12 protein-coding genes and 1 riboswitch are annotated in these 20,171 nt (G+C 50.4%); of the genes, 3 read left to right on the plus strand and 9 right to left on the minus strand.

Features of this window, described 5'->3' with window-relative positions; genetic code table 11:
* Positions 1 to 2 precede the first annotated feature (2 nt).
* The 7 genes from ACFQ0N_RS10925 to ACFQ0N_RS10955 all read right to left on the minus strand — a co-directional run bounded on the left by ACFQ0N_RS10925 (position 3) and on the right by ACFQ0N_RS10955 (position 14,208).
* The gene (locus ACFQ0N_RS10925; protein WP_379325787.1) at positions 3 to 821 is read right to left on the minus strand and encodes a thiazole synthase; all 819 of its coding nucleotides are present in this window, start codon (positions 819 to 821) and stop codon (positions 3 to 5) included.
* A 4-nt stretch (positions 822 to 825) separates the two neighbouring features.
* Complete coding sequence (gene thiE, locus ACFQ0N_RS10930) at positions 826 to 1,692, minus strand: thiamine phosphate synthase (RefSeq protein WP_379325789.1); 867 nt, start codon at positions 1,690 to 1,692, stop codon at positions 826 to 828.
* A 17-nt stretch (positions 1,693 to 1,709) separates the two neighbouring features.
* Positions 1,710 to 2,777 (minus strand): ThiF family adenylyltransferase, encoded by a 1,068-nt coding sequence (locus tag ACFQ0N_RS10935; protein WP_379325791.1) that lies wholly within the window; start codon positions 2,775 to 2,777, stop codon positions 1,710 to 1,712.
* Entirely contained in the window at positions 2,767 to 4,530 is a 1,764-nt protein-coding gene (gene thiC / locus ACFQ0N_RS10940; protein WP_379325793.1) for a phosphomethylpyrimidine synthase ThiC, read from the minus strand. The genes ACFQ0N_RS10935 and thiC overlap by 11 nt, the downstream gene beginning before the upstream one ends.
* Positions 4,531 to 4,841: 311 nt before the next feature.
* Positions 4,842 to 4,948: riboswitch (TPP riboswitch) on the minus strand.
* Positions 4,949 to 5,007: 59 nt separating this feature from the next.
* Entirely contained in the window at positions 5,008 to 10,701 is a 5,694-nt protein-coding gene (locus ACFQ0N_RS10945) for a hypothetical protein (RefSeq protein ID WP_379325795.1), read from the minus strand.
* A gap of 706 nt (positions 10,702 to 11,407) precedes the next feature.
* Positions 11,408 to 12,331: a copper amine oxidase N-terminal domain-containing protein gene (locus ACFQ0N_RS10950; RefSeq protein WP_379325797.1), complete on the minus strand. Its 924-nt coding sequence runs from the start codon at positions 12,329 to 12,331 to the stop codon at positions 11,408 to 11,410.
* Between the two features lie 713 nt (positions 12,332 to 13,044).
* A complete protein-coding gene (locus ACFQ0N_RS10955; protein WP_379325799.1) occupies positions 13,045 to 14,208 on the minus strand; it encodes a glycosyltransferase family 4 protein in 1,164 nt (387 codons plus the stop codon).
* 349 nt (positions 14,209 to 14,557) lie between these two features.
* Here ACFQ0N_RS10955 and asd point away from each other — a divergent pair, with 349 nt between their 5' ends.
* Positions 14,558 to 15,343 (plus strand): archaetidylserine decarboxylase, encoded by a 786-nt coding sequence (asd, locus tag ACFQ0N_RS10960; protein WP_379325801.1) that lies wholly within the window; start codon positions 14,558 to 14,560, stop codon positions 15,341 to 15,343.
* A 126-nt stretch (positions 15,344 to 15,469) separates the two neighbouring features.
* Here the strand turns inward: asd and pdxR are convergent, their stop codons facing one another.
* Positions 15,470 to 16,990 (minus strand): MocR-like pyridoxine biosynthesis transcription factor PdxR, encoded by a 1,521-nt coding sequence (gene pdxR, locus ACFQ0N_RS10965; RefSeq protein ID WP_379325803.1) that lies wholly within the window; start codon positions 16,988 to 16,990, stop codon positions 15,470 to 15,472.
* Between the two features lie 139 nt (positions 16,991 to 17,129).
* On the opposite strand from pdxR, the gene ACFQ0N_RS10970 reads away from it, so the two are divergent.
* Entirely contained in the window at positions 17,130 to 17,756 is a 627-nt protein-coding gene (locus tag ACFQ0N_RS10970; protein WP_379325805.1) for a pyridoxamine 5'-phosphate oxidase family protein, read from the plus strand.
* On the opposite strand, the gene ACFQ0N_RS10975 is transcribed toward ACFQ0N_RS10970, so the two are convergent.
* Positions 17,753 to 18,538, minus strand: coding sequence for a helix-turn-helix domain-containing protein (locus ACFQ0N_RS10975; RefSeq protein ID WP_379325807.1), 786 nt, complete (start codon positions 18,536 to 18,538; stop codon positions 17,753 to 17,755). The two genes, ACFQ0N_RS10970 and ACFQ0N_RS10975, sit on opposite strands and share 4 nt — an antisense overlap.
* Before the next feature lie 313 nt (positions 18,539 to 18,851).
* On the opposite strand from ACFQ0N_RS10975, the gene ACFQ0N_RS10980 reads away from it, so the two are divergent.
* The gene (locus tag ACFQ0N_RS10980) at positions 18,852 to 20,159 is read left to right on the plus strand and encodes an aminotransferase class I/II-fold pyridoxal phosphate-dependent enzyme (protein WP_379325809.1); all 1,308 of its coding nucleotides are present in this window, start codon (positions 18,852 to 18,854) and stop codon (positions 20,157 to 20,159) included.
* The last annotated feature ends 12 nt before the right edge of the window (positions 20,160 to 20,171 follow it).

The following is a 20,171-nucleotide window of genomic DNA, read 5'->3' on the forward strand; positions in this document are numbered from 1 at the left end:
GTTCAATCGCCCCTTTGCAGCGTATGGAATGACGGCGCAGAGATGCCTTCTAGCTCACTGCTGGCCGACGCATAGCGTTTTTTCGGGATACGCCCGGCGCAATAAGCCATTCGTCCTGCTTCAACCGCCAGCCGAATCGCATAAGCCATCGCTACCGGATCATGCGCCTTGGCTACAGGCGTATTGACGAGAATGCCTGCCGCCCCAAGCTCCATCGCCTGCACAACATCGCCGGCTGAGCCGATACCGGCGTCCACAATGACCGGAACTGCTGCCTCCTCAACAATAAGTCCAATATTGTACGGGTTGAGTACGCCCAGACCTGAGCCGATCGGTGCGCCGCCCGGCATCACAGCTGCCGCTCCCGCTTCCTCCAGCCGCTTGCACAAAACCGGGTCGTCTGACGTATAAGGCAATACGACGAACCCTTCCTTCGCTAATTGTTCCGTCGCCTTCAGCGTCTCGATCGGATCCGGCAGCAGCGTCCGCACATTGGCGCTGATCTCCACCTTCACCCAGTTTCCCAGCCCGGCAGCCCTTGCCAACCGGGCAATCCGCACCGCCTCCTCCGCATTGCCGGCGCCTGATGTGTTCGGCAAATAGACCAGCGTGCGGTCTTCCATCTGCTGCAGCAGCGAATCATCTTCCACATAATCGAGATTGACTCTGCGCACAGCGAACGTAACGACCTGCGCCGCAGATGCATCTAGCGCCATCTGCATTACAGCCGGGCTCGGAAAACGTCCCGTCCCCAGAAAAAACCGCGATGTCAATTCTGTTCCGCCAATCTTGAGCGGATCGTCTTTACGCTGAAACTCCACTTTGTTAACCTCCCCCTACAAAATGAACGATTTCCAGTGTCGCCCCTTCTGCAATCGGCGTCTGTGTCCACATATGGCGCACAACGATAACGCCGTTCAATTCCACAACAATTCGTTTCCCGCCAAGTCCCAGTTGTTCGATCAGCGCCTGCACATGAGCTGCATGCGTCCGCTCCTCGCGCCCGTTTACCCGAATTGTCACCGCTTGGCTGCTGCCGCCTTCCTTCGGCTGCTGATCGGCCGCTGCGATTCTCGCCAGCAGCTGGCGGCAGGCGGCTGCGGGATCATCGCTTCCGACGATTGCCGATACGGCACATATCCGCCGCGCGCCTGCGCGCAGCACTTCATCCACGTTATTCGGCGTAATCCCGCCAATGGCGACAAATGGAATGCTGATTTGGCTCGCTGCTTCTGTCACATAGGAAGTCGTTACTGCCGTTCTTCCCGGCTTTGTCCCTGTCGGATATACAGGCCCGACGCCGATATAATCCGCTCCGCCGGCTTGCGCCGCCAAAGCCTGGCCGATGTTATGGGTCGAAATTCCAATCAGCCGATCCGGTCCGACGATACGGCGCGCTTCAGCGAGCGGCAAATCGTCCTGCCCCAGATGGACGCCATCCGCCTCTACGGCAAGCGCCACATCGATATGATCGTTAATAATAAGCGGCACATTGTAGCGCAGAGTCAGCTCACGCAGCGCATAGGCCTTAGCGAGCACTTCCCGCTTCGGCGCATTTTTCGCCCGGAGCTGGACAATGTCTGCTCCTCCTTGCAGGGCAGCTTCCATCACCGGGATCATCTGCCTTCCCGGATGATAGTTTTCCCCCGTAATGGCATACAGCCGAAAATCCTTCCATTTTTCATTCCGCATCTTCTTCCGCTCCCTCTTTATCCCGCTCCGCTTTGCTGCTGGCGCGGCAAATATTGCCCGCATAAGACAAGCGCCCGCTCAGCATCGCTCGTCCCTTGCACCAGAACGCGGCCATCGGGAAATAAGACCAGCTTTTCACCGGCCGGAATATGAATTTTCAACAAATACGGATTGATCGTCACTTCGTAATTGGCAGCTGCAAACCGCTGCTTCATCGCGGTCAGATCGAAAGCGGACGCCCAGGCTACTTGTACGCTGTCACGCCCGCAAATCGCCGTTGCCTGGGGAGAACCGGCTGGCGGCAAAGCGGGGGCGGCATCCCCCTTGTACCCGCAATGCGGACAAGCTGGTACAGCTGACGGCAGTGCAGCTTCATACAAGCGAAACGGCCACAAATTCACCGTCAGCCATGTGCGCCGCAGCATATCGCTGTTTCCCGTCAGCCACTTGAGCGCTTCTGCCGCCTGCATCGCCGCAATCCAGTCGACAATCGGCGAAATGACGCCAATCGTATCGCAGGTTTCCCCTTGCTCGCCCTCCGATTCTTCGCCAACCAGGCAGCGCAGGCATGCACTTTCGCCCGGCACAAGCGCTGCACACATGCCATGCGCTCCGGCAATCCCGCCATAAAACAGCGGGATCCCTTCTTGGAAGCAAGCATCGCTCATCACATAGCGCGTCTCGGCATTGTCTGTTCCGTCCAGCACAAGGGCCGCACCTGAGACAAACGTGGACACATTGGCCGCCGTCACATTGGCGACATGCGGCTCTATGCTGACCTCGCTATTGATTTGGCGCAATTTATTCGCTGCAGCCACCGTCTTCGGCAGCATCGCCAGCGCGTCAGCTTCATCAAACAGCATCTGGCGCTGCAGATTGCTTGGCTCTACAAAATCGCGGTCAACGATGCGAATCGTACCGATGCCTGCCCGCGCCATATGCTGGGCCAGGGAGGCGCCGAGTGCGCCGCACCCGACGATCAGTACCGTTGCCGCTTGCAGCCGCTCCTGGCCCTGCAGCCCTATCGGCGCAAAGCGAATCTGCCGGGAGTAGCGCTCTGACCACCGATTGTCATTAGGTGCCATAAATCGTACTACCCGCTGCTTTAAAAGCTTCAGACTTTTCCTTCATCCCCGCTTCAATCGCCTCGCGCGTCTCCAGCCCATTCTCCTCGGCATAGTCGCGGATATCTTGCGTGATGCGCATACTGCAAAACTTCGGTCCGCACATGGAGCAGAAATGAGCCGTCTTCGCCGCTTCAGTCGGCAAGGTTTCATCGTGGTAGGACATCGCCCGTTCCGGATCAAGCGACAAATGAAACTGATCGCGCCAGCGGAACTCAAATCTCGCCTTCGAAAGCGCATCATCGCGCTGCTGCGCACGCGGATGGCCTTTGGCCAAATCTGCCGCATGCGCGGCGATTTTGTACGTAATGACGCCTTCTTTAACGTCTTCCTTATTCGGCAGTCCCAGATGCTCCTTCGGCGTTACGTAGCACAGCATCGCCGTCCCGAACCAGCCGATCATCGCCGCCCCGATCGCGGACGTAATATGATCGTACCCCGGCGCAATATCTGTCGTCAGCGGTCCCAGCGTATAGAACGGTGCCTCCTGGCAAACCTCCAGCTGGCGATCCATATTTTCCTTGATTAGATGCATCGGCACATGTCCCGGCCCTTCGATCATCACCTGAACATCATGCTTCCAGGCAATTTTCGTCAGCTCGCCAAGCGTGTCCAGCTCGCCGAACTGCGCTTCGTCGTTTGCATCGGCAATCGAGCCCGGGCGCAGACCGTCGCCTAACGAAAAGGCCACATCATAACGCTTCATAATTTCACAAATCTCTTCAAAATGGGTATACAAAAAATTCTCTTTATGATGCGCCAGACACCACGCCGCCATAATCGAGCCGCCCCGCGAAACGATCCCCGTCACCCGCTTCGCTGTAAGCGGTATGTACCTAAGCAGGACGCCGGAATGAATCGTAAAATAATCGACCCCTTGCTCTGCCTGCTCGATCAATGTATCGCGGAAAACTTCCCAGCTTAAATCCTCCGCCTTGCCATTAACCTTTTCAAGCGCCTGATAAATCGGAACCGTTCCTACCGGTACCGGCGAATTTCGCACAATCCATTCCCGCGTCGTATGAATATTTTTGCCTGTGGACAAATCCATGATCGTATCCGCACCCCAACGGGTCGCCCAGGTCATTTTTTCTACTTCCTCCTCAATCGAGGAGGCGACGGCCGAGTTGCCGATGTTCGCATTAATTTTGACATGAAAATGACGCCCAATAATCATCGGCTCACTTTCCGGATGGTTAATATTTGCCGGAATAATCGCTCTGCCCGCTGCAACCTCATCCCGCACAAACTCCGGTGTCATCCCTTCGCGGATCGCGATAAATTCCATCTCAGGCGTGATGATCCCCTTCCGCGCATAGTGCAGCTGCGTGACATTCCGCCCTTCCTTAGCGCGCAGCGGACGGCGCCCATTCCCCGGAAACACCTCGGCTCCCCGCTGCGCTGCCGATTGCGCCGTACTGAAGCCATTATCCTGCGGCTTGATGGCGCGCCCCTCATAGCGCTCTACATCCGCTCGCTCCTCAATCCAGCCGCGGCGCAGCTCCGGCAATCCACGGCGAACATCGATGACAGACTCTTGATCCGTATATGGACCGCTCGCATCATATACGCGAACCGGCTCATTTTCCACTTCGATTCCTTTTTGGTTTGAAGGCGTCAAGCCAATCTCCCGCATCGGCACTTGCACATCCGGACGGCTTCCCTCTACATATACTTTGCGGCTGCCTGGCAATGGCGTTGTTAATATTGGCATAAAAAAACCTCCTAGAGTTTCAATTCGAAAATCACTAGGAGGCGCTCATAATAGTCAAAATAGAAACGGCTGCGCAAGTCCATGGCATCAAAAAACAACATGCTGCCATTGTCATAGAAGAGACGCTGCTCGCCAGAACAAAAAAGACCGTTCCGGCGAAGGAGCGGTCTGTATACGCGGACATTCCCGAATATGCTGCAGCAGCATAAGCCGCCACGCTATTCCGGGCACATTAGCAATAACAGGCAGCCTGCTGCGGCCAGAGCTATACAGCTTACCCCACGCCTATCAGCAGTCGCATTGCTAATGTCGCATTCACATTCCCACTTTCCTACGCTGGCATGACCCAGATCAGGTTCTAAGGGACCAAGGCACTGCTGCCTTATCTCAGCCCATACGGGCGCCCCTAGTGGATTTCCTGTGTAAGACTATACCCCTCCTCCTTCCGTTTTGTCAACTCTCTTCTGGCAAATCCCGCTATTGCCTGCGATGGACGCCTGCAATTGCATTTACATTGCCGGCAATTTGAATCGTTGCTGTTGTCTGTTTGACTATACCGTTGCTGTAGTACGCAATAAATGTAAACGTCAGCGGACCATCGCTAAGCTGCTCGAATTGCTTATCCCACAGCTCCCCTTTCCATTGGGAAGCAGACGTATCTGCAGCGATCAGGCGGGTCGAATATTCCCCCATCTTCACTTCGACACGAGTGGCTTTAGTAGCTCCAGCTGTCTTTGTCGTTCCTGCATACAAAACAAACTTTTCTCCTGCCCAAAACATATCATAGCTTCGCGGTTGTTCCTCATTGCCGCTAATTTTCTTATTGCTTGCCTTGCGCCGCTCATCCCATAATTCCGTATGCTTTACTTCACCGCTAACTGTTAACGGAAGCACCTGAATCGTCTTCTGCACAATGACCGGATCAGCCTTTCCATCCGACACTATCAGCTCAACACTGTATTGACCCGGCTTAGCAGCGTTTATTTCCGGTTCATTAATACTATATGGATGATCCGCCTCATAATTAAAATCGCTTGATTTTCCGGATGGATCGACGATCCGGTAACGCATTGTCAACCGGTCGCGGTCGGCATCATCGGCATTTGCGCGCAGTGTAATTGTATCCCCTTCATAAACCGGCTTCGGCTGCCAATCAAAATCAGCAGTTGGCGGCTGATTCGTTTCAATATAAAAGAATTTCGGATCGCTCCACACGCCCCAATCATAGCCATCAAAAACGCGCACCATTACATACAGATTAACTTTTTCCGGCAGATCAACCGCCGGTCGCCAAGCTCTGCCGCTGCCCGGCCGAACATCAGTGTCCAGCAGCTGCACGCCGCCATATTTGTAAATTCTGAGCTGGAAGCGTGTTTGCGGATCGCCATCGGTATCGTAATAGCTCCATTTAAATTCCGGCCGCAGCTCCTTCAGCTTGGTTGGCTTGTTCTGATCGTTGCTGTCCGGAACAAGAATCTGTGCGACCGGCAAGCGGTTTACAATATTCACTTGGCGGCTGAACTGTGCCTCAGCGCCGGCAGAATCCTGTACCCTTTGCCGAATATTGAACGTTCCCAGCGTATTGAACGTCTTCGTCCAACTCGTCCGCGATGTGCTCTGCAGCGTTTCGCCGCCGCCCGTCGTTACATTGCGGATGTAGTATTCATGCGGCAAGTTCTCACGTCCACCGTCCTCTTTATCGTAGGCGGTTGAATTGATTGTGATTGGTACATTGCGGTACGTATTGATATAGCTTGTCGTGAAGCCTGGAACTGGCGGTGTATTCGGTGTCGCTGTTTTAGCGACATCCAGCGAGACGACCGTATAATCTGACCAAGCGTTATATTCGTCTTTGACAGCCATGCCGATTTCATACAGACCTTTTTCTTGTGGCGCAACCAGCTTTTCTTCTACAATCGTTCCCGATGGGCTCATATAGTAATATTTTCGCTCCAAAATGCCGCGCGTTGCTTTGTAATCAATGCCCGTGTTCTCGGCCGAATATTTGTAGATACTTTCATAGCGATCCGGATCATAGCTTGTATCCGTCCAAATGACTTTCCCATCCGCCGCCTGCTTCACAGTAAACTGCGAAACCGGCCTGCGGTGAACCGTCACCTTTTTCTTAAAGGCATTCGACAGCTTGCGGTATTCATCAAAAGTCATATCCGGATAACGATAATTCGGATGCGGATCATCCTTCGCCTGCAGCGTCACGATGTAGTCCCCGACTTTATCGAAGGTGAGCTGCTCCGAGCTGAATGTTTTGCTGTGTTTGGCCGATACTCCCTGATTGTTAATAAAGCGCGGCGTATGCTCAATTGTCCAGTTGTAAGAGCCAGCCTTCGGATCGTTCTCCGGATCAAGAAACTCAATGTTCTTATAGGCAACCTCTGCTGTGGCCGTCCCTTCATCCCAAATGGCGAAGCTGTCCGACCATTCGATGATTTCTTTAACCGGCTTGTACGTAAAGGCGCTAAAGTAAACATAGGCTTTGTTAGAAAAATAACCGAATTTGCCTTCTTTAAAGCTGCCGTCCGTCACACTTATCACCGGAATGTTATTCAAAATGACATCGATCTGCTTGCCGACCGTCTTGATCCGCACCGCATAGCTTTTGTCCGATTGGAAGGGATAGTTGCTTGCTTTCAGCACAGTACGTACACCACCCACATACTTCACTAGCTCAAAGGAGTGGCCGTCCGATTCGACTGCATAACGATTTTTTGTATCCTTCATCCGGAAGGAAAGCCCCGTCACTTCATTGTCGAAATCAATATTCTCCATCCGGAAGCTATATTTCATTTCCGCATCAGATAACGTGATATTCGACATGAACTGGCCGTTGGTGTGCATCTGCCTGACAAGCGGCGCAGTTGATGGTTTCCCGCGGACAGTGAACATATATAAATTGCTTGAATCCTGAAAATACTCTTGTAACGAAATCATAAATCCATCTTGGTAATAGGTTGTGTACGGAAAACAGCCCGATTTTTGCATGATCTCCTGATCCTGGCTGTCTCGAACAACCCATGTACAACCCGATGCACCTATCCAGTCTTTCGTTTCCAGCGAATAGCCTTCGGCAGTCGTCTGGCGCAGCGGGCGCTTCATCGAGCCATCCCATGAAATCCGATGCTCTTCCAGTTTATTCATGCCTGTCCCTGAAGATCCACGGCCATCATAATAGCGTTTAATTGCTCCCGTCTTCATATCAAGCGCATATAAGCTCTCCGACGACATATATGGGTCGTTCGGATGGCCTTCATAAACAGGAACAGTTAGCTCCCCGGCAAAAGTATTGATCTCCATTTTCGGGTAGTACAAGGTACTGTACTGACCGACGAGTCCAGGCGCACCGCCAGAGAAAGGCGCTGTCCACACTTGTGGATCGGTCAAATAACGCCGCCAGACCATATTCATGTTTACGTCATATTTAGTCACATTAAGATCGTAATAGGAATGGTTATTCCCCGTCCTGAATCCACCATATACATAAGAATTCCCTTGCGGATCAAAATACATAGGTTCAAGAATCATGTATGGGCTGTTACTTGGACTGACGAAACTTGCTCGCGGCGCCGGAACCGTCCAGCCCGTTAGCTTCTTCACACTTAGGTCAGGGGACACTTCATAGTACGTTCCAAACTCTTCGCCAACCTTGCTCCCCCAACTAGATATGCCCATAAGGAGTTTATCGCCTCGTGCACCGATAAAAGTCCAGAAAGGCATTTCGGCTTCTTTAATTTTTTTACCTGTAAATGCATCATAGACAGTAATCGTCGATTTGGTAGTATCACCGGATTCAGGTCGAGATCCTACATAAATATATCTGCCTGCCACTTCCCATTGTTGATCGGTTGCACTATACCAATCGGCAATGGTGAAAGCATATGGACTGCCATTTTTATATCGGTATAATAGCCCCCAACCTTCAGAATACATTTCTACTGGTGAAAGCTTGGTTGGATCAAGCGCATAGATGCGTATATTACGCTTAACGTTAGGGAAGCTGCCGGATGTATCCCTTTGGTGAAAGTAGACCAACTTTTTGTTCGACCGTACTTTATAATCCGAATATGTGGACACATAGAAAGGACGGTTGTTCACATCGAGCAAAAGCTGATTCTCATCCAATGTCGTCATTGACCGCCATGGTGAAAGATTATTTGCGCCAAAACCTAAATCCTGCTGTGGTGGCATATACCACGCATAACTTCCATTTCCTCCAAAGATGAGCGAGGAGGCGGTTCGGAATCGGTTATCACCAAAATTTTGTCCACTGCCAGCTGCCAAGCTGCCTCCGCCGTTCGTTGTCCAAAGGTCATTTTTGCGAAATACTTGTTCCGTGGTATTCGGTACGTAGACTGGCCAGCCCATCATCGTATCTGTCCGGATCGTTGTCGATGCATTCAAATCCGGCTGCAGATTTTTCCCTTCTACCTCAAAGGACACCTCCGGCGCATTATTGACCACATCCATCGTCAATATCGCTTCCGACGTTTTGGCGGTATCGCCGCTTTGTCCATACGCTTCCGTTACCTTCACATAGAATAAATACTTCCCGACCTTATCCGGATTGATAGTGAGGCTTTCCAGCGTGCCGTCAATCGTTTTCCAGTTGTCATCGGCAAAGCCGTTGTTTTTCGCATCGTACTTATACTTGTATTCAGCCTTAACGATTTCATCGCCGTCCGGACTGTACGATTTGTTCAAAATAACGGTTGGCTCATTACGTATGGCCAGCTTGGGCACGTCCAGCTTGGCGATCGGCGGCAAGTCCGGTTTCACCACGATTTGACAGGTGGCCGGCTCAAGCGATTTCAAACCGGTATTGTCATAAACGTGAAGCGATACAATTTCGACGATATTCTTATCTGTGCCATTCTTGTAAAATGATTTCTTGTTTGTCCATTCATCGCGGCTATGATCGATCGTACGGCCTTGAAGTGGACTATAGCTCCGGTTTGATTTGAACAGATTGTCCGGAACCGGATGATTTTCAATTACTTCTTTCGGACAGTCAATGATCGGGACAGGGTTCTTGGGCACGATGTTGATATACGTACAGGCTGTAGCTGTCGCTCCCCAATCGTCGCGGACTTGCGCGCACACTTGATGGAAGCCGCGGGTGTCCATTTTGATGTTGTTCATTGCCCATTCATGTACCGGATACTTACTCGGTAAAGATCGAATGAATGCTGATCCGCTTTCGGCAAAGAAAAATTGATCGAAATGAATCGTGTCGCCGTCCGGATCATACGGTGTTGGAACTGTCGGATCAAAGATGACAGTAAGATCGAGTATAGAATCCTCAATCGCTTCATTTAGTACTTTTGTTGGCACATTCGGATTAACAAAACCAATTTGGAACTGCGGCGGCTGGTTGTTCTTCGGATCTTTTACGACGAGCGGTTTTTCGGCTACCCATTTTTCACCGCAGCTTGTTTTGATTTTCATTGATACGACGAAAGTACCTACACTTATGACAGATGGATAATTTACTCGTGTAAAATTCGAATCTGTATGCTGCCCAAAAATGTCCGCTCCTGTCCAACCGAACGTGCTTCCTTGCTTGGTAATTTTGTATGAATGAGATATATATGTACAGCCCTTTAGCTCATAATCTTTCGGATGCAGGGTGAACGGGTCGCCGTAGTCGATCGTGTCAGGAATGATGTCAAAGTTACCTGTAAATGAGTTCGCAGCTGACGATTCATAGAAAAACGATACATAGCCGGTTTTTTGATTCTTATCCAGCGTTACCGCGATGCGTGTCGTACTGGCCCGGTTATCGGTGTAACCGGTGTAACTGACGCTTCCGCCAAGTGGTGTGCCATAGCTGCTGTCGGCTTCTACATATCTCGTAACAGGCAATGCTGTAACAACCGTCGATTTTTCCTCTTTTAGCTTGAACGTGCCGCTGCTGCCTTCGCGTACCATGTGCCTGATTTTAATCAGACCTTCGTCACCAGCGCCAACGTCCTTTTTCTTGTAGTAGTGGATAAGAAAAAATGTATTGAAATTGCCATTATAGGTGAAGCCAGGCGGTGCGCCTGAAATGATTTCTCCAGACGGCACCTCGCCAGTTGTTGTTTTTTTGTAGCCGACATATTCATATTCGGGATGAGTCGGCGGCGTAAGGGGATAGGATTTCCCCTTCTGCATCACTTCTGTTGTTTCCGGAAAAATAGCTGCTAAGCTTTTGCCCCTTGTGTCGAAGTGCTTGGTGATTAGTTGTGGTTCGCAGTCGATGGTGATGAGCATTGGAACGTAATAACTATATGTTACAATGTTTCCATTCGGTTCAATCTTAGGATCTGCTGCATCAAACTTGGCATTTTTCACTGTCAGGGTAAAGGAAATATTTGAGGTTCCTATACCAACTTGATTGCTTTTATGTATCGAGTATGTCCTTATGGTTCGATCCTTAACAGATCCCCACGAATAACTCGCATATCTGGATCTTTCAAAAATGTTAAGCCATTTATTATCAGTTGAACTGTTCCCTGGCATTGTTCTTACAATAGTGTCTGTAAATGGCTCTACCGTAATATTTGTTATTTTTCTGTTAGGGAGATCGAACTCATAAGGGTATGGAACATCATTGGGAATAGCTTTTCCATGTTCCGCTGGTATCCAAGTACCGGTTTTCGTATTATATTGCGTATTCAAATCGAACACTGCTACAAAATAAAATTTATTTGGGTCACTACCGCCCGGGACGGTTGCATCATCAATAGTAGGAAGCGTTCCAGCAGAGGCATTGTGGTAAAAGGTTGTTGGCCACAGACCAAACAAATACATAAAAAGCAGTAAAATTGAAATTTTCTTTTTTGTTTTAAATTTATAGTTAGTCATTCTTCATACCCCTTTCTTACTTCGTAAAGGGATTTAACAATAGAGGTGTAGTTTCAAGGTTCACTTTAAACCCAATATACTTCACACTGCTTATTTTGAAATTTTCCCAGTTTTTATCCTTAATATCTCCAACGAAAAAATCTCCACTGCTTGCAACATAATATACATCTACGTAAGATCCATCAGCATTTTTAAGCGATATCAATTCAGCCGGCATCCTAAATCTCGGTTTGCCATCGCCTGTTAAAAAGTAAATTCCAAATCTCTTACCTGAATGGTGTATTTTTATGACATCGAGTCCATTTACTTGTTCAGTCCAAATTTTATAAAATGTAACCTTGTCATCAACAGCTTCAAATCTGACTGGAAAGTCGCTACCTGTAAAAACTGAAACCTTTTTCGTTTTTGAAATGTCCTCATAATCCCCAAAGTAACGCTTATACTCATCGTAAGTACCCACCTTTACACCCTTTTCTTCCAAACTCAGAACCTTCTCCTCCCCAACCCATACTCGCTGCCCAACCGCATCCCAGCGTACCGGTATCCCAAAGCCGGCATTAATCAGCCGCAGCGGCACCATTGTCCGATTGTACTTCACCTCGGAAGGCGCGCCGAGATCAAAAGATTTTCCATTAATCTCAGCCGTTTTCGAACCGATCTTCAATTTAATCGTCCTGTCGCCGCGCGTTATCGTTATATCTTTTCCGCTCAGCTTCAGCTTGCCTTGGAAATGATCGCTGATAAAACGCAGCGGCACCATCACACGGCCGGCATTGGAGTATGGAGGTGCATCAGGAGTCGCTTTTTTGCCATTCACCATGATTTCAATTGAATTCGCTGCAGCCACGGATACTTCGGACATTGCTCCAAGCTGAGTTGCGGCCACCAGCAATGTCAACAAACCTGCCGCCATTACTTTGCCAATCATCTTCTTGTTCATATCATTCACCATTCCTTTTAATGTTTTATAACCTAACCTTGAATATTAGATTCTCTCCTTGCCTAGTAAACTACTGTCTTCCACTTTTTCACAAACTCGCAGCCCCCCCTTCCCTATTATTATTAACTAGTTCAAAAGCATCACTCTCCATTACTTTTAGCACAATTTACCACCTTTCACAATCGTTTCTGAGCAATAATTTCGGAAATGCGATCAAATTGATGCACTTTCTGCAATATTTCCCCAGACAATAGCCGTTTTTTGCTGAAATGATGTACGTTTTGCAATATTCTCGCCCCTATCAGTCTCTGTAAACAGCAAATTGTTGCATTTCGTACACAATTCCCCTTATAAGCCACACTACTACTCACTTTTTGTTGTGCAACGTACAACATTTTGCAGCATTCCAGCTCCTAACTTACCTTTCACCCGCCTAACCACACCTTTCCCCAACAAACCTCAACCCACGCGCTCCCCCCCACCACTCATCTCCCTTTCGCATCAGCAGTCAACAAAAACAGCACCTGCTCACAAGCCAAATAAGCTTGCAAACAGGTGCCTCCTGTTAGTCAATCTATTATTCCAGTCCCAAAAACCTATGACCATATACCTATATTCACTTGTTCTATCATAACCGCATCCTCATCTAAAATCAATACTTTTTTATTTCTAATCTCAACGGTGTTTTCCTGCACTTCCTTACTGCCAGCCAGTCACAGTACGCCGCTTTCCCGCAGCAGCTCCAGCCAGCGCTCGGCAGAGTGCTGCCATGTAAAGCAATTTTCTACCCGTTCGCGGCCATGTTTGCCCATCCTCTGCCGCAATTTATCGTCACGCAGCAAAGTCAACACGTAATGCCGCATCTCTTCTTCTATCCGCAGCGGATCAACAAGAAATCCAGTGTGGCCGTGCTGAATGATTTCCTGCATTCCCCCGGAACGTGCAGCGACGACTGGCAGACCGGCAGACATCGCTTCAACATTAACTAGACCAAAGGCTTCTCTTGCCCCCGAGGGCACTACTGCTACATCTGCCCCCAGAAACCAGTCCGGAACGTCAGTATAAGGGGCATAAGGGATGAATTTCACATGCTGGCGCAGCTTTTTCCCTGACCTGTGCAGCCCGCGGACGTAAGGTGTGGTTCGTTTGGAGCCATAGAAAGCCCCGCCGACAATGACCAGCAGTACGGATGGATGCTCTTTGATTAACGCCGGCATCATCCGCAGCAGATGGTGAACTCCCTTTATTGGAATAAGGCGTCCCATAAAGAGGACCACGCTTCTCCCTTGCCAGCCTCTTGTCTGCCGCAGCTGTTCACGCTTGCGCATCCCTTCTGGCGAGTATTGGGAAATAAAGCGCTCGGTCTCAACGCCCGGGTAGATGACATTGATTTTATGGGCGCACTCCGGCACGCGCCGCGCGACATCCTCACGAAGAAACTCGCTATTTACGATAATTTTTTCTGCTTGATGGAGGCATCGGGACAAGATGAAGGATGGGATTGATTTTTGGCTGATAAAAGTATTGGAATGGAGCTGCAGCCAGATTCGGCTGTGCGGCCGGAACCGCGTCAAGCGCAGCACGGTACGCGGACGATTTTCGACACTGGTAATATCCGGTGCCAGCTGACGCAGCGAGCGTCCGACAGATGTGATGTATTTCTGCTTGCTCGCTGCTGGGAAGCGCAAACAGCTCACTCCATTCAGCATACTGCGCCGGGGGAGCGAGCGGCTTGTTCGCCCGTAGATACTAACTTGTACCGCAGGTGTAAGCAATGGAGCAAGCTTTTCGACTACACGCTCTACCGAGCCGCTGTTGGGAGAAGGGAGCGGGAAGGCACCCGGCGTAACAAAGGCGATTTTAGGACGTGGTTGCAAGGATGACACCCTCCTTTCTCGCAGCCATAGCTGTACTCCTCCAATATACGATTGTCCTGCTGCTTAGGACACGGCATATCCCTATTGCTGCACAGATCGGATCAAACGGCCAGTGTACGAGGCATAATTGTTGCGTATATGAAACAAATTATGAGTTAAAAACGTAATAATAAGTATGCTTTTCATTACAGCAGCTAACGACAGTACGGTAAGTTCAGTTCTTATCCCTGCTTACGATACATACTGTAGCTGGAAAACTAACATATTGATTATAGGACCATGTTGTGGCAAACTTATCCGGGGACCTGAGAAAAGGTCTTCAATTGTGGAAAGGACGTGAATTACGGGCATGACCAAATGGCTGCTTCGTTCAATGACCGAGTTAAGCTCGCGAAAATGGATTTCAAAGCTGACTGGCCGCTTCGCCCAATCCTCTGCGAGCCGGCGCTTCATACCGAAATTCGCAAGCATCTACGGGATTCGCGTAGAGGAAGCTGAGAAGCGGCTAGAAGAATACAGCACGTTGAATGAATTTTTTACAAGACGATTAAAACCGGGGACACGTACGATTGACCCTGCTTCGTCATCGCTGGTCAGTCCGGTCGATGCGCTTGTTACGGGAGCGGGCATCATTGAATCCGGTACAATTTTAAATGTTAAAGGACAAGACTACACGGTCGAAGAGCTGCTTAATTGCTCGCCGCGTACTCAAAATTATAAATACGGCTACTATATTGTTTTATATTTAAGCCCGACTGACTATCATCGCATCCATACACCAATCAATGGCACGATCGTCGAACGGGAGCATGTGCTTGGGAAAGTATATCCGGTCAATGATTTTGGATTGCGGCAGATGAAGCGGGTATTGAGCCGCAATGAGCGCCTCATCACATATATCCGTCATCAGGCCGGTGAAACTGCCGTCGTCAAGGTCGGAGCGATGAATGTCAGCAGCATAAAATATGTGAACGAACGTCAAAACCAGGTAGAAAAGGGCGAGGAACTGGCCTACTTCGAATTCGGCTCAACAGTTGTGCTGCTTATGGAGGATGACACCTTTGACCCGCGTGACGATTTGAAGCCGGGTCTCAAGGTGCGGATGGGAGAACCGCTTGGCGTGTTGAAAAATTAATCAACAAGCGTTCAGCGGACAGCCGCTTTACTCCTTATCGGCCTCTCGGGCACCAGACCAGCAACAACAAAAGCGACCATCAAGCGGGCTCACATAGCAGCCCTGCCGATGGTCGCTTCTTTAATGCTACAACTGCAAATGGCTGGCCAATCTTTCGATCTGCGCAGCTCCCCGCTCAATTTGCTCCTCCGTCAGATGGGCAAAGCTGAATAGCGCTCCCTCTTTTCTGCCGCCCTCAATACCGGCCAGCCAGTAGCGCCGGCTATCCAACCACCTGATCCCGTAAGCTTGGCATGCAGTCTTCAAACGCTCATAATCGTGCGAATTGCCGCGCCACTCAGCATACACATGCAGCCCGGCATGTGCCGGGATAAACCGAAACCAGCGGTTGAGCCGCCCGGAAAGCGTTTGTTGAAGACTTTCCAGCCGCTGCCCGCAGATGCGCTGGATTCGCCTTCTGTGGCGCTCATAGCTGCCGCTGGCTATAAAAGCCGCTAATGCCCGCTGCTCGATCAAGCCGGAGGCGACGGGCTCAAACACCTGCTTCGCAAGCCGGAAGGGCTCTACAAGCGACTGCGGCAGCAAAACATAGCCAATCCGCTGCTCGCCGAGCATCGCTTTGGAGAAGGTGCCGACATAGATGACGCGATCCTCGCAATCCATCGCTTTAAGCGCGCTTGTCCGGCGGCTGTTCCAATAGAAAGTGCTGTCATAGTCGTCCTCGATAATGACCGCACCTTTGCGGTTCGCCCATTCCAGCAGCTGCTCACGCCGCTCTGCGCTCAATTGTGCACCCGTCGGAAACTGCCTGGCCGGCGTGACTAACAGCAGCTTCGCATCCCAGTCCTGCGGAATAATTCCCTCATCATCGACCGGGGCGCCGGCAATTCTCCCGCCGGCAGTAAAGATCGCCCGCTGAATGCCCAGATAAGTGGGATTTTCCAACACAACATCATCTCCTGGCGACAGCAGCAGCATGGCCAGCAGCGTAATGGCTTGCATGGATCCGTTGGTCAATACGATCTGCGAGGCGTCGGCGCCGATCCCCCGCTCCTGCCGCAATCCAAGTGCGATCGCCTCCCGCAGCGGCAGATAGCCCTCACAGTGGGAGGTGCGGGGATAGTCCTGCAGCGAGTCGCGAATTTCCGCATACATCGCTTTTTTCCATTCCTCCGCCGGAAACAGCTCAGCATCTGCGGCCGCGAAGCCGAAATCGATCTGTTCTGCCGCTGCCGGCTGATCACTTCTTGTATCGAGCGGCAAATCGCGCTTTCTTGTCAATGCGGGAGCCGTCAAGCGTTCGATATACTGCAGCCGCTTCGCCCAATTGGATAACGGGATCTGTGCCCGTTCGCCGGCCGGGGCCGCGGCCATCTTGCTATTACCCGCTTCTTCCTGTCTACCCGCTACGAAGGTCCCGTTGCCCGCCTCCGTTTTCACAAATCCTTCCGCGCTTAACTTCTCGTAGACCTCGGTGGCGACACCGCGTGACAGATCGTACATCTCTGCCAGCTTCCGTGTCGGCGGCAGGCGCATTCCTGCAATAAGATTGCCGCCTTCAATTTGGTCCTTGATAGCCAGATAGAGCGATTCTGCTTTTTTGCCATATTCTTTATAGTAACGCTCATATGCCGGATTGAAGTCCATGCACCCACCCCCTCCCAGCCAATTGGTCTAATAAAAACACTTTAAATCGGCCCTTCTGTATTGTCAAACCGCAAGCTACAATCACAATAATGAGAAAAAGGAACGCCGCCCCAAAGCGGCAATAAGGGGGAGCCGCAAAATGCGCAGAAAAGAATTTGCTGTCACTAAGCAGGATGAGGAGCAAATGGCCGCTTTTTTACAGGAAATGAACTTTGGATTTCTCGGCACCGTTGACGAAGAGGGACAACCGGGCGTTACCCCTCTTAATTATGTATTCAACAATGGGACAATCTATTTCCATGGCAGTCATATCGGTGAAAAAATGAAACGGCTGAGGCATAATCCGCGCGTATCTTTTTCGGTAGCCAAGGAATATGCCATCATACCTTCTTATTTTTCCGATCCGGAAATGGCCTGTCCGGCGACAAGCTATTTCAAATCGGTACGAATAGACGGCCGTGCTGTAGTCGTCGATAACCTGGAAGAGAAGGCTGCCGTCCTGGAGGCGCTCATGAAGAAGCTGCAGCCCGAGGGCGGCTATCGGACAATTGACGCCAAGGATCAAGCCTATATTCCTCGCCTGAAGGGCGTCGCAGTGGTCCGCATTGAAGCAGAGCGAATGAGCGGCAAATTCAAGTTCGGGCAAAACCTGAACAACGCCCGCCGGCAAGCCGTCGAAAATGGACTGGCTGACCGGGGGCGTCCGCTCGATCTGGACACTATGGAGTTGATGCGCAAGTTTTGCCCCGCTCATCGTGAGAGCTAGCGGATTTCCGAAGGACTCTTGCCTGTATACTGCTTGAACTGGCGGCTGAAGAAGAAAATATCCCGGTAGCCGAGCGCGTCGGCTACTTCCGTCACGTTCATTCCGGCATGCATAAGCAAATGCTGGGCCCTTTCTATGCGGGTGCGGATCATGAAGGATTGTACCGACAAGCCGATAATTTCGCGAAACTTGATGGAAAAATAACGGGGAGAAAGCTGAGCCCGTTGCGCCAAATCTTCCACGCGATGCGGAATGCCGGGATGCTGCCGGATATAATTCGCGCTTTCCTGGATCGCTTCCAGCAGCTGATTGCTTCCTTTGCGCTCAATGGGGCTCGCATGATCCTCCCGCAGCAAATGAAGCATCAGCTGCTTTAATATTAATTGCGCTTCAATTTCGGCAGCGTACGTTTTGACGAGAAACAACCGCACATAACGCGACAGCAGATGCTCAAAGTCTACTGTTTCGTTTAACAAGCGGTAAGGGCGGGGGACTGCCTTAACAGACTCCTTAACATCAAAATGAATATAAGTTAAAACAAGCGGATGCTGTGGATGATGAGTGGCGCTCGTATGGTCGCCTGGGCGAAATAAGAAGCAGCTGCCCTTCTCGATTAGGAAAAGCTCTCCATTCAGCTCCAATTCTCCACTTCCGCTCCATACATAAAAAAGATCATAATTTGCCATTGGCTTTTCGCGTTTTTGCCATTTCCATCCTGGTTCACATACGATTTTTGCAAAGTATGGAAGCAGCACAAAAGACGATGGTTCAATGTGAAGCATGCGAGACAATTCCTCCAAACAAACTAGCTATATTCAATACATATCGTTATAAAGGTATCCGTTGCCATCATACAATGCCCATTATACAGGGTGCAAGGGGCATTAGGCTATCTGGAACAGCCAAATTCAGACAGATTGCCAGGAGCAATTATACACCTTTCAAGGCTATAAGGTCGATAAAAACATTTTGTTGCCTTTTCATGAATCTGCGTGGCCTTCGTTAATGAAAAAATGATATAATAACAGCTAATCGGTTTCGGATTTGAAACCCGGATATATTAGAACGATTTTTTGGAAGGATGGAATGAGGTCTATGAACCCACTTGTCCAGCAATTGAATGCCACAATCGAACGCGAGAACAATCATGTTTTTGATATGCTGTCCTCGCTCGGCAAAGCGATCTATTTTCCAAAGGAAGGCATCCTGAGCCAATCCGCCGAAGCGAAAGCAAAGGCGAAGAAGTTCAATGCTACAATCGGCATAGCAATCGAAGACGGCCAGCCGATGCATTTGAAGGTTATCCAAGACACATTGTCCGCATACAATCCGAAGGACATTTATGAATATGCGCCCCCTGCAGGCAAGCCGGAGCTCCGTTCCGCATGGCGAGCAAAGATGCTGAAGGAAAATCCGACACTTGAGGGGCAAACTTTTGGCAATCCGGTCGTTACCAACGCTTTGACGCACGGTCTGAGCATAGTAGCGGATCTGTTTGCCGATGCCGGTGATGCCGTTATTTACCCAAGCAAAAATTGGGAAAACTATGAGTTGACTTTCGGCGTTCGCAGAGGCGCCACAATCGTCGAATACCCGCTCTACAATGATGATATGCGTTTCAATAGCGAAGGTCTGCGGCAAGCCCTGCTTGCGCAAAAGGATCAAGGCAAAGCAATCGTATTGCTCAACTTCCCGAACAATCCGACCGGCTATACGCCCGGCCCGCAGGAAGGCGATGAAATCGTCGCGGCGATCCGCGATGCGGCCGAAGCCGGCATCAATGTCGTCGCTGTTACAGACGATGCTTATTTCGGTCTGTTCTTCGAGGATTCCTTGCATGAATCGCTATTCGGCAAACTGGCGAATGTACATCCGCGCGTACTTGCCATTAAAGTCGATGGCGCAACCAAAGAAGAATATGTGTGGGGCTTCCGCGTCGGCTTCATTACGTATGCTGCCCAATCCGGCGGACTGCTCAGCGCATTGGAGCAAAAAACATTAGGCATTATTCGTGCTACGATTTCCAGCGGCCCGCACCCGTCGCAAACATTTGTCCTGCATGCGCTGCAATCGCCTGAGTTTGAAGCTCAGAAGGCCGAGAAATTTGCCATTATGAAAGGCCGCGCCAACCGCGTTAAAGCTTTGCTCGATAGCGGGCGCTACGACGATGCCTGGACCTATTACCCGTTCAACTCCGGCTATTTTATGTGCCTGAAGCTCGGCGGCGGCAATGCAGAAGCAGTGCGTACCCGTCTGCTGGACGAATACGGCGTCGGTACGATTGCGCTGGGCGAGACCGATCTGCGCGTTGCCTTCTCTTGTATCGAAGAAGAGCATCTAGAAGAACTGTTCGACACAATTCACAGAGCTGTTGTTGATGTTGCAGCAGCGGTGAACCAATAATAATAGAAAAGA

This window comes from Paenibacillus sp. GCM10027626, assembly GCF_042676285.1.
Taxonomy (GTDB): Bacteria; Bacillota; Bacilli; order Paenibacillales; family Paenibacillaceae; genus Paenibacillus_Z.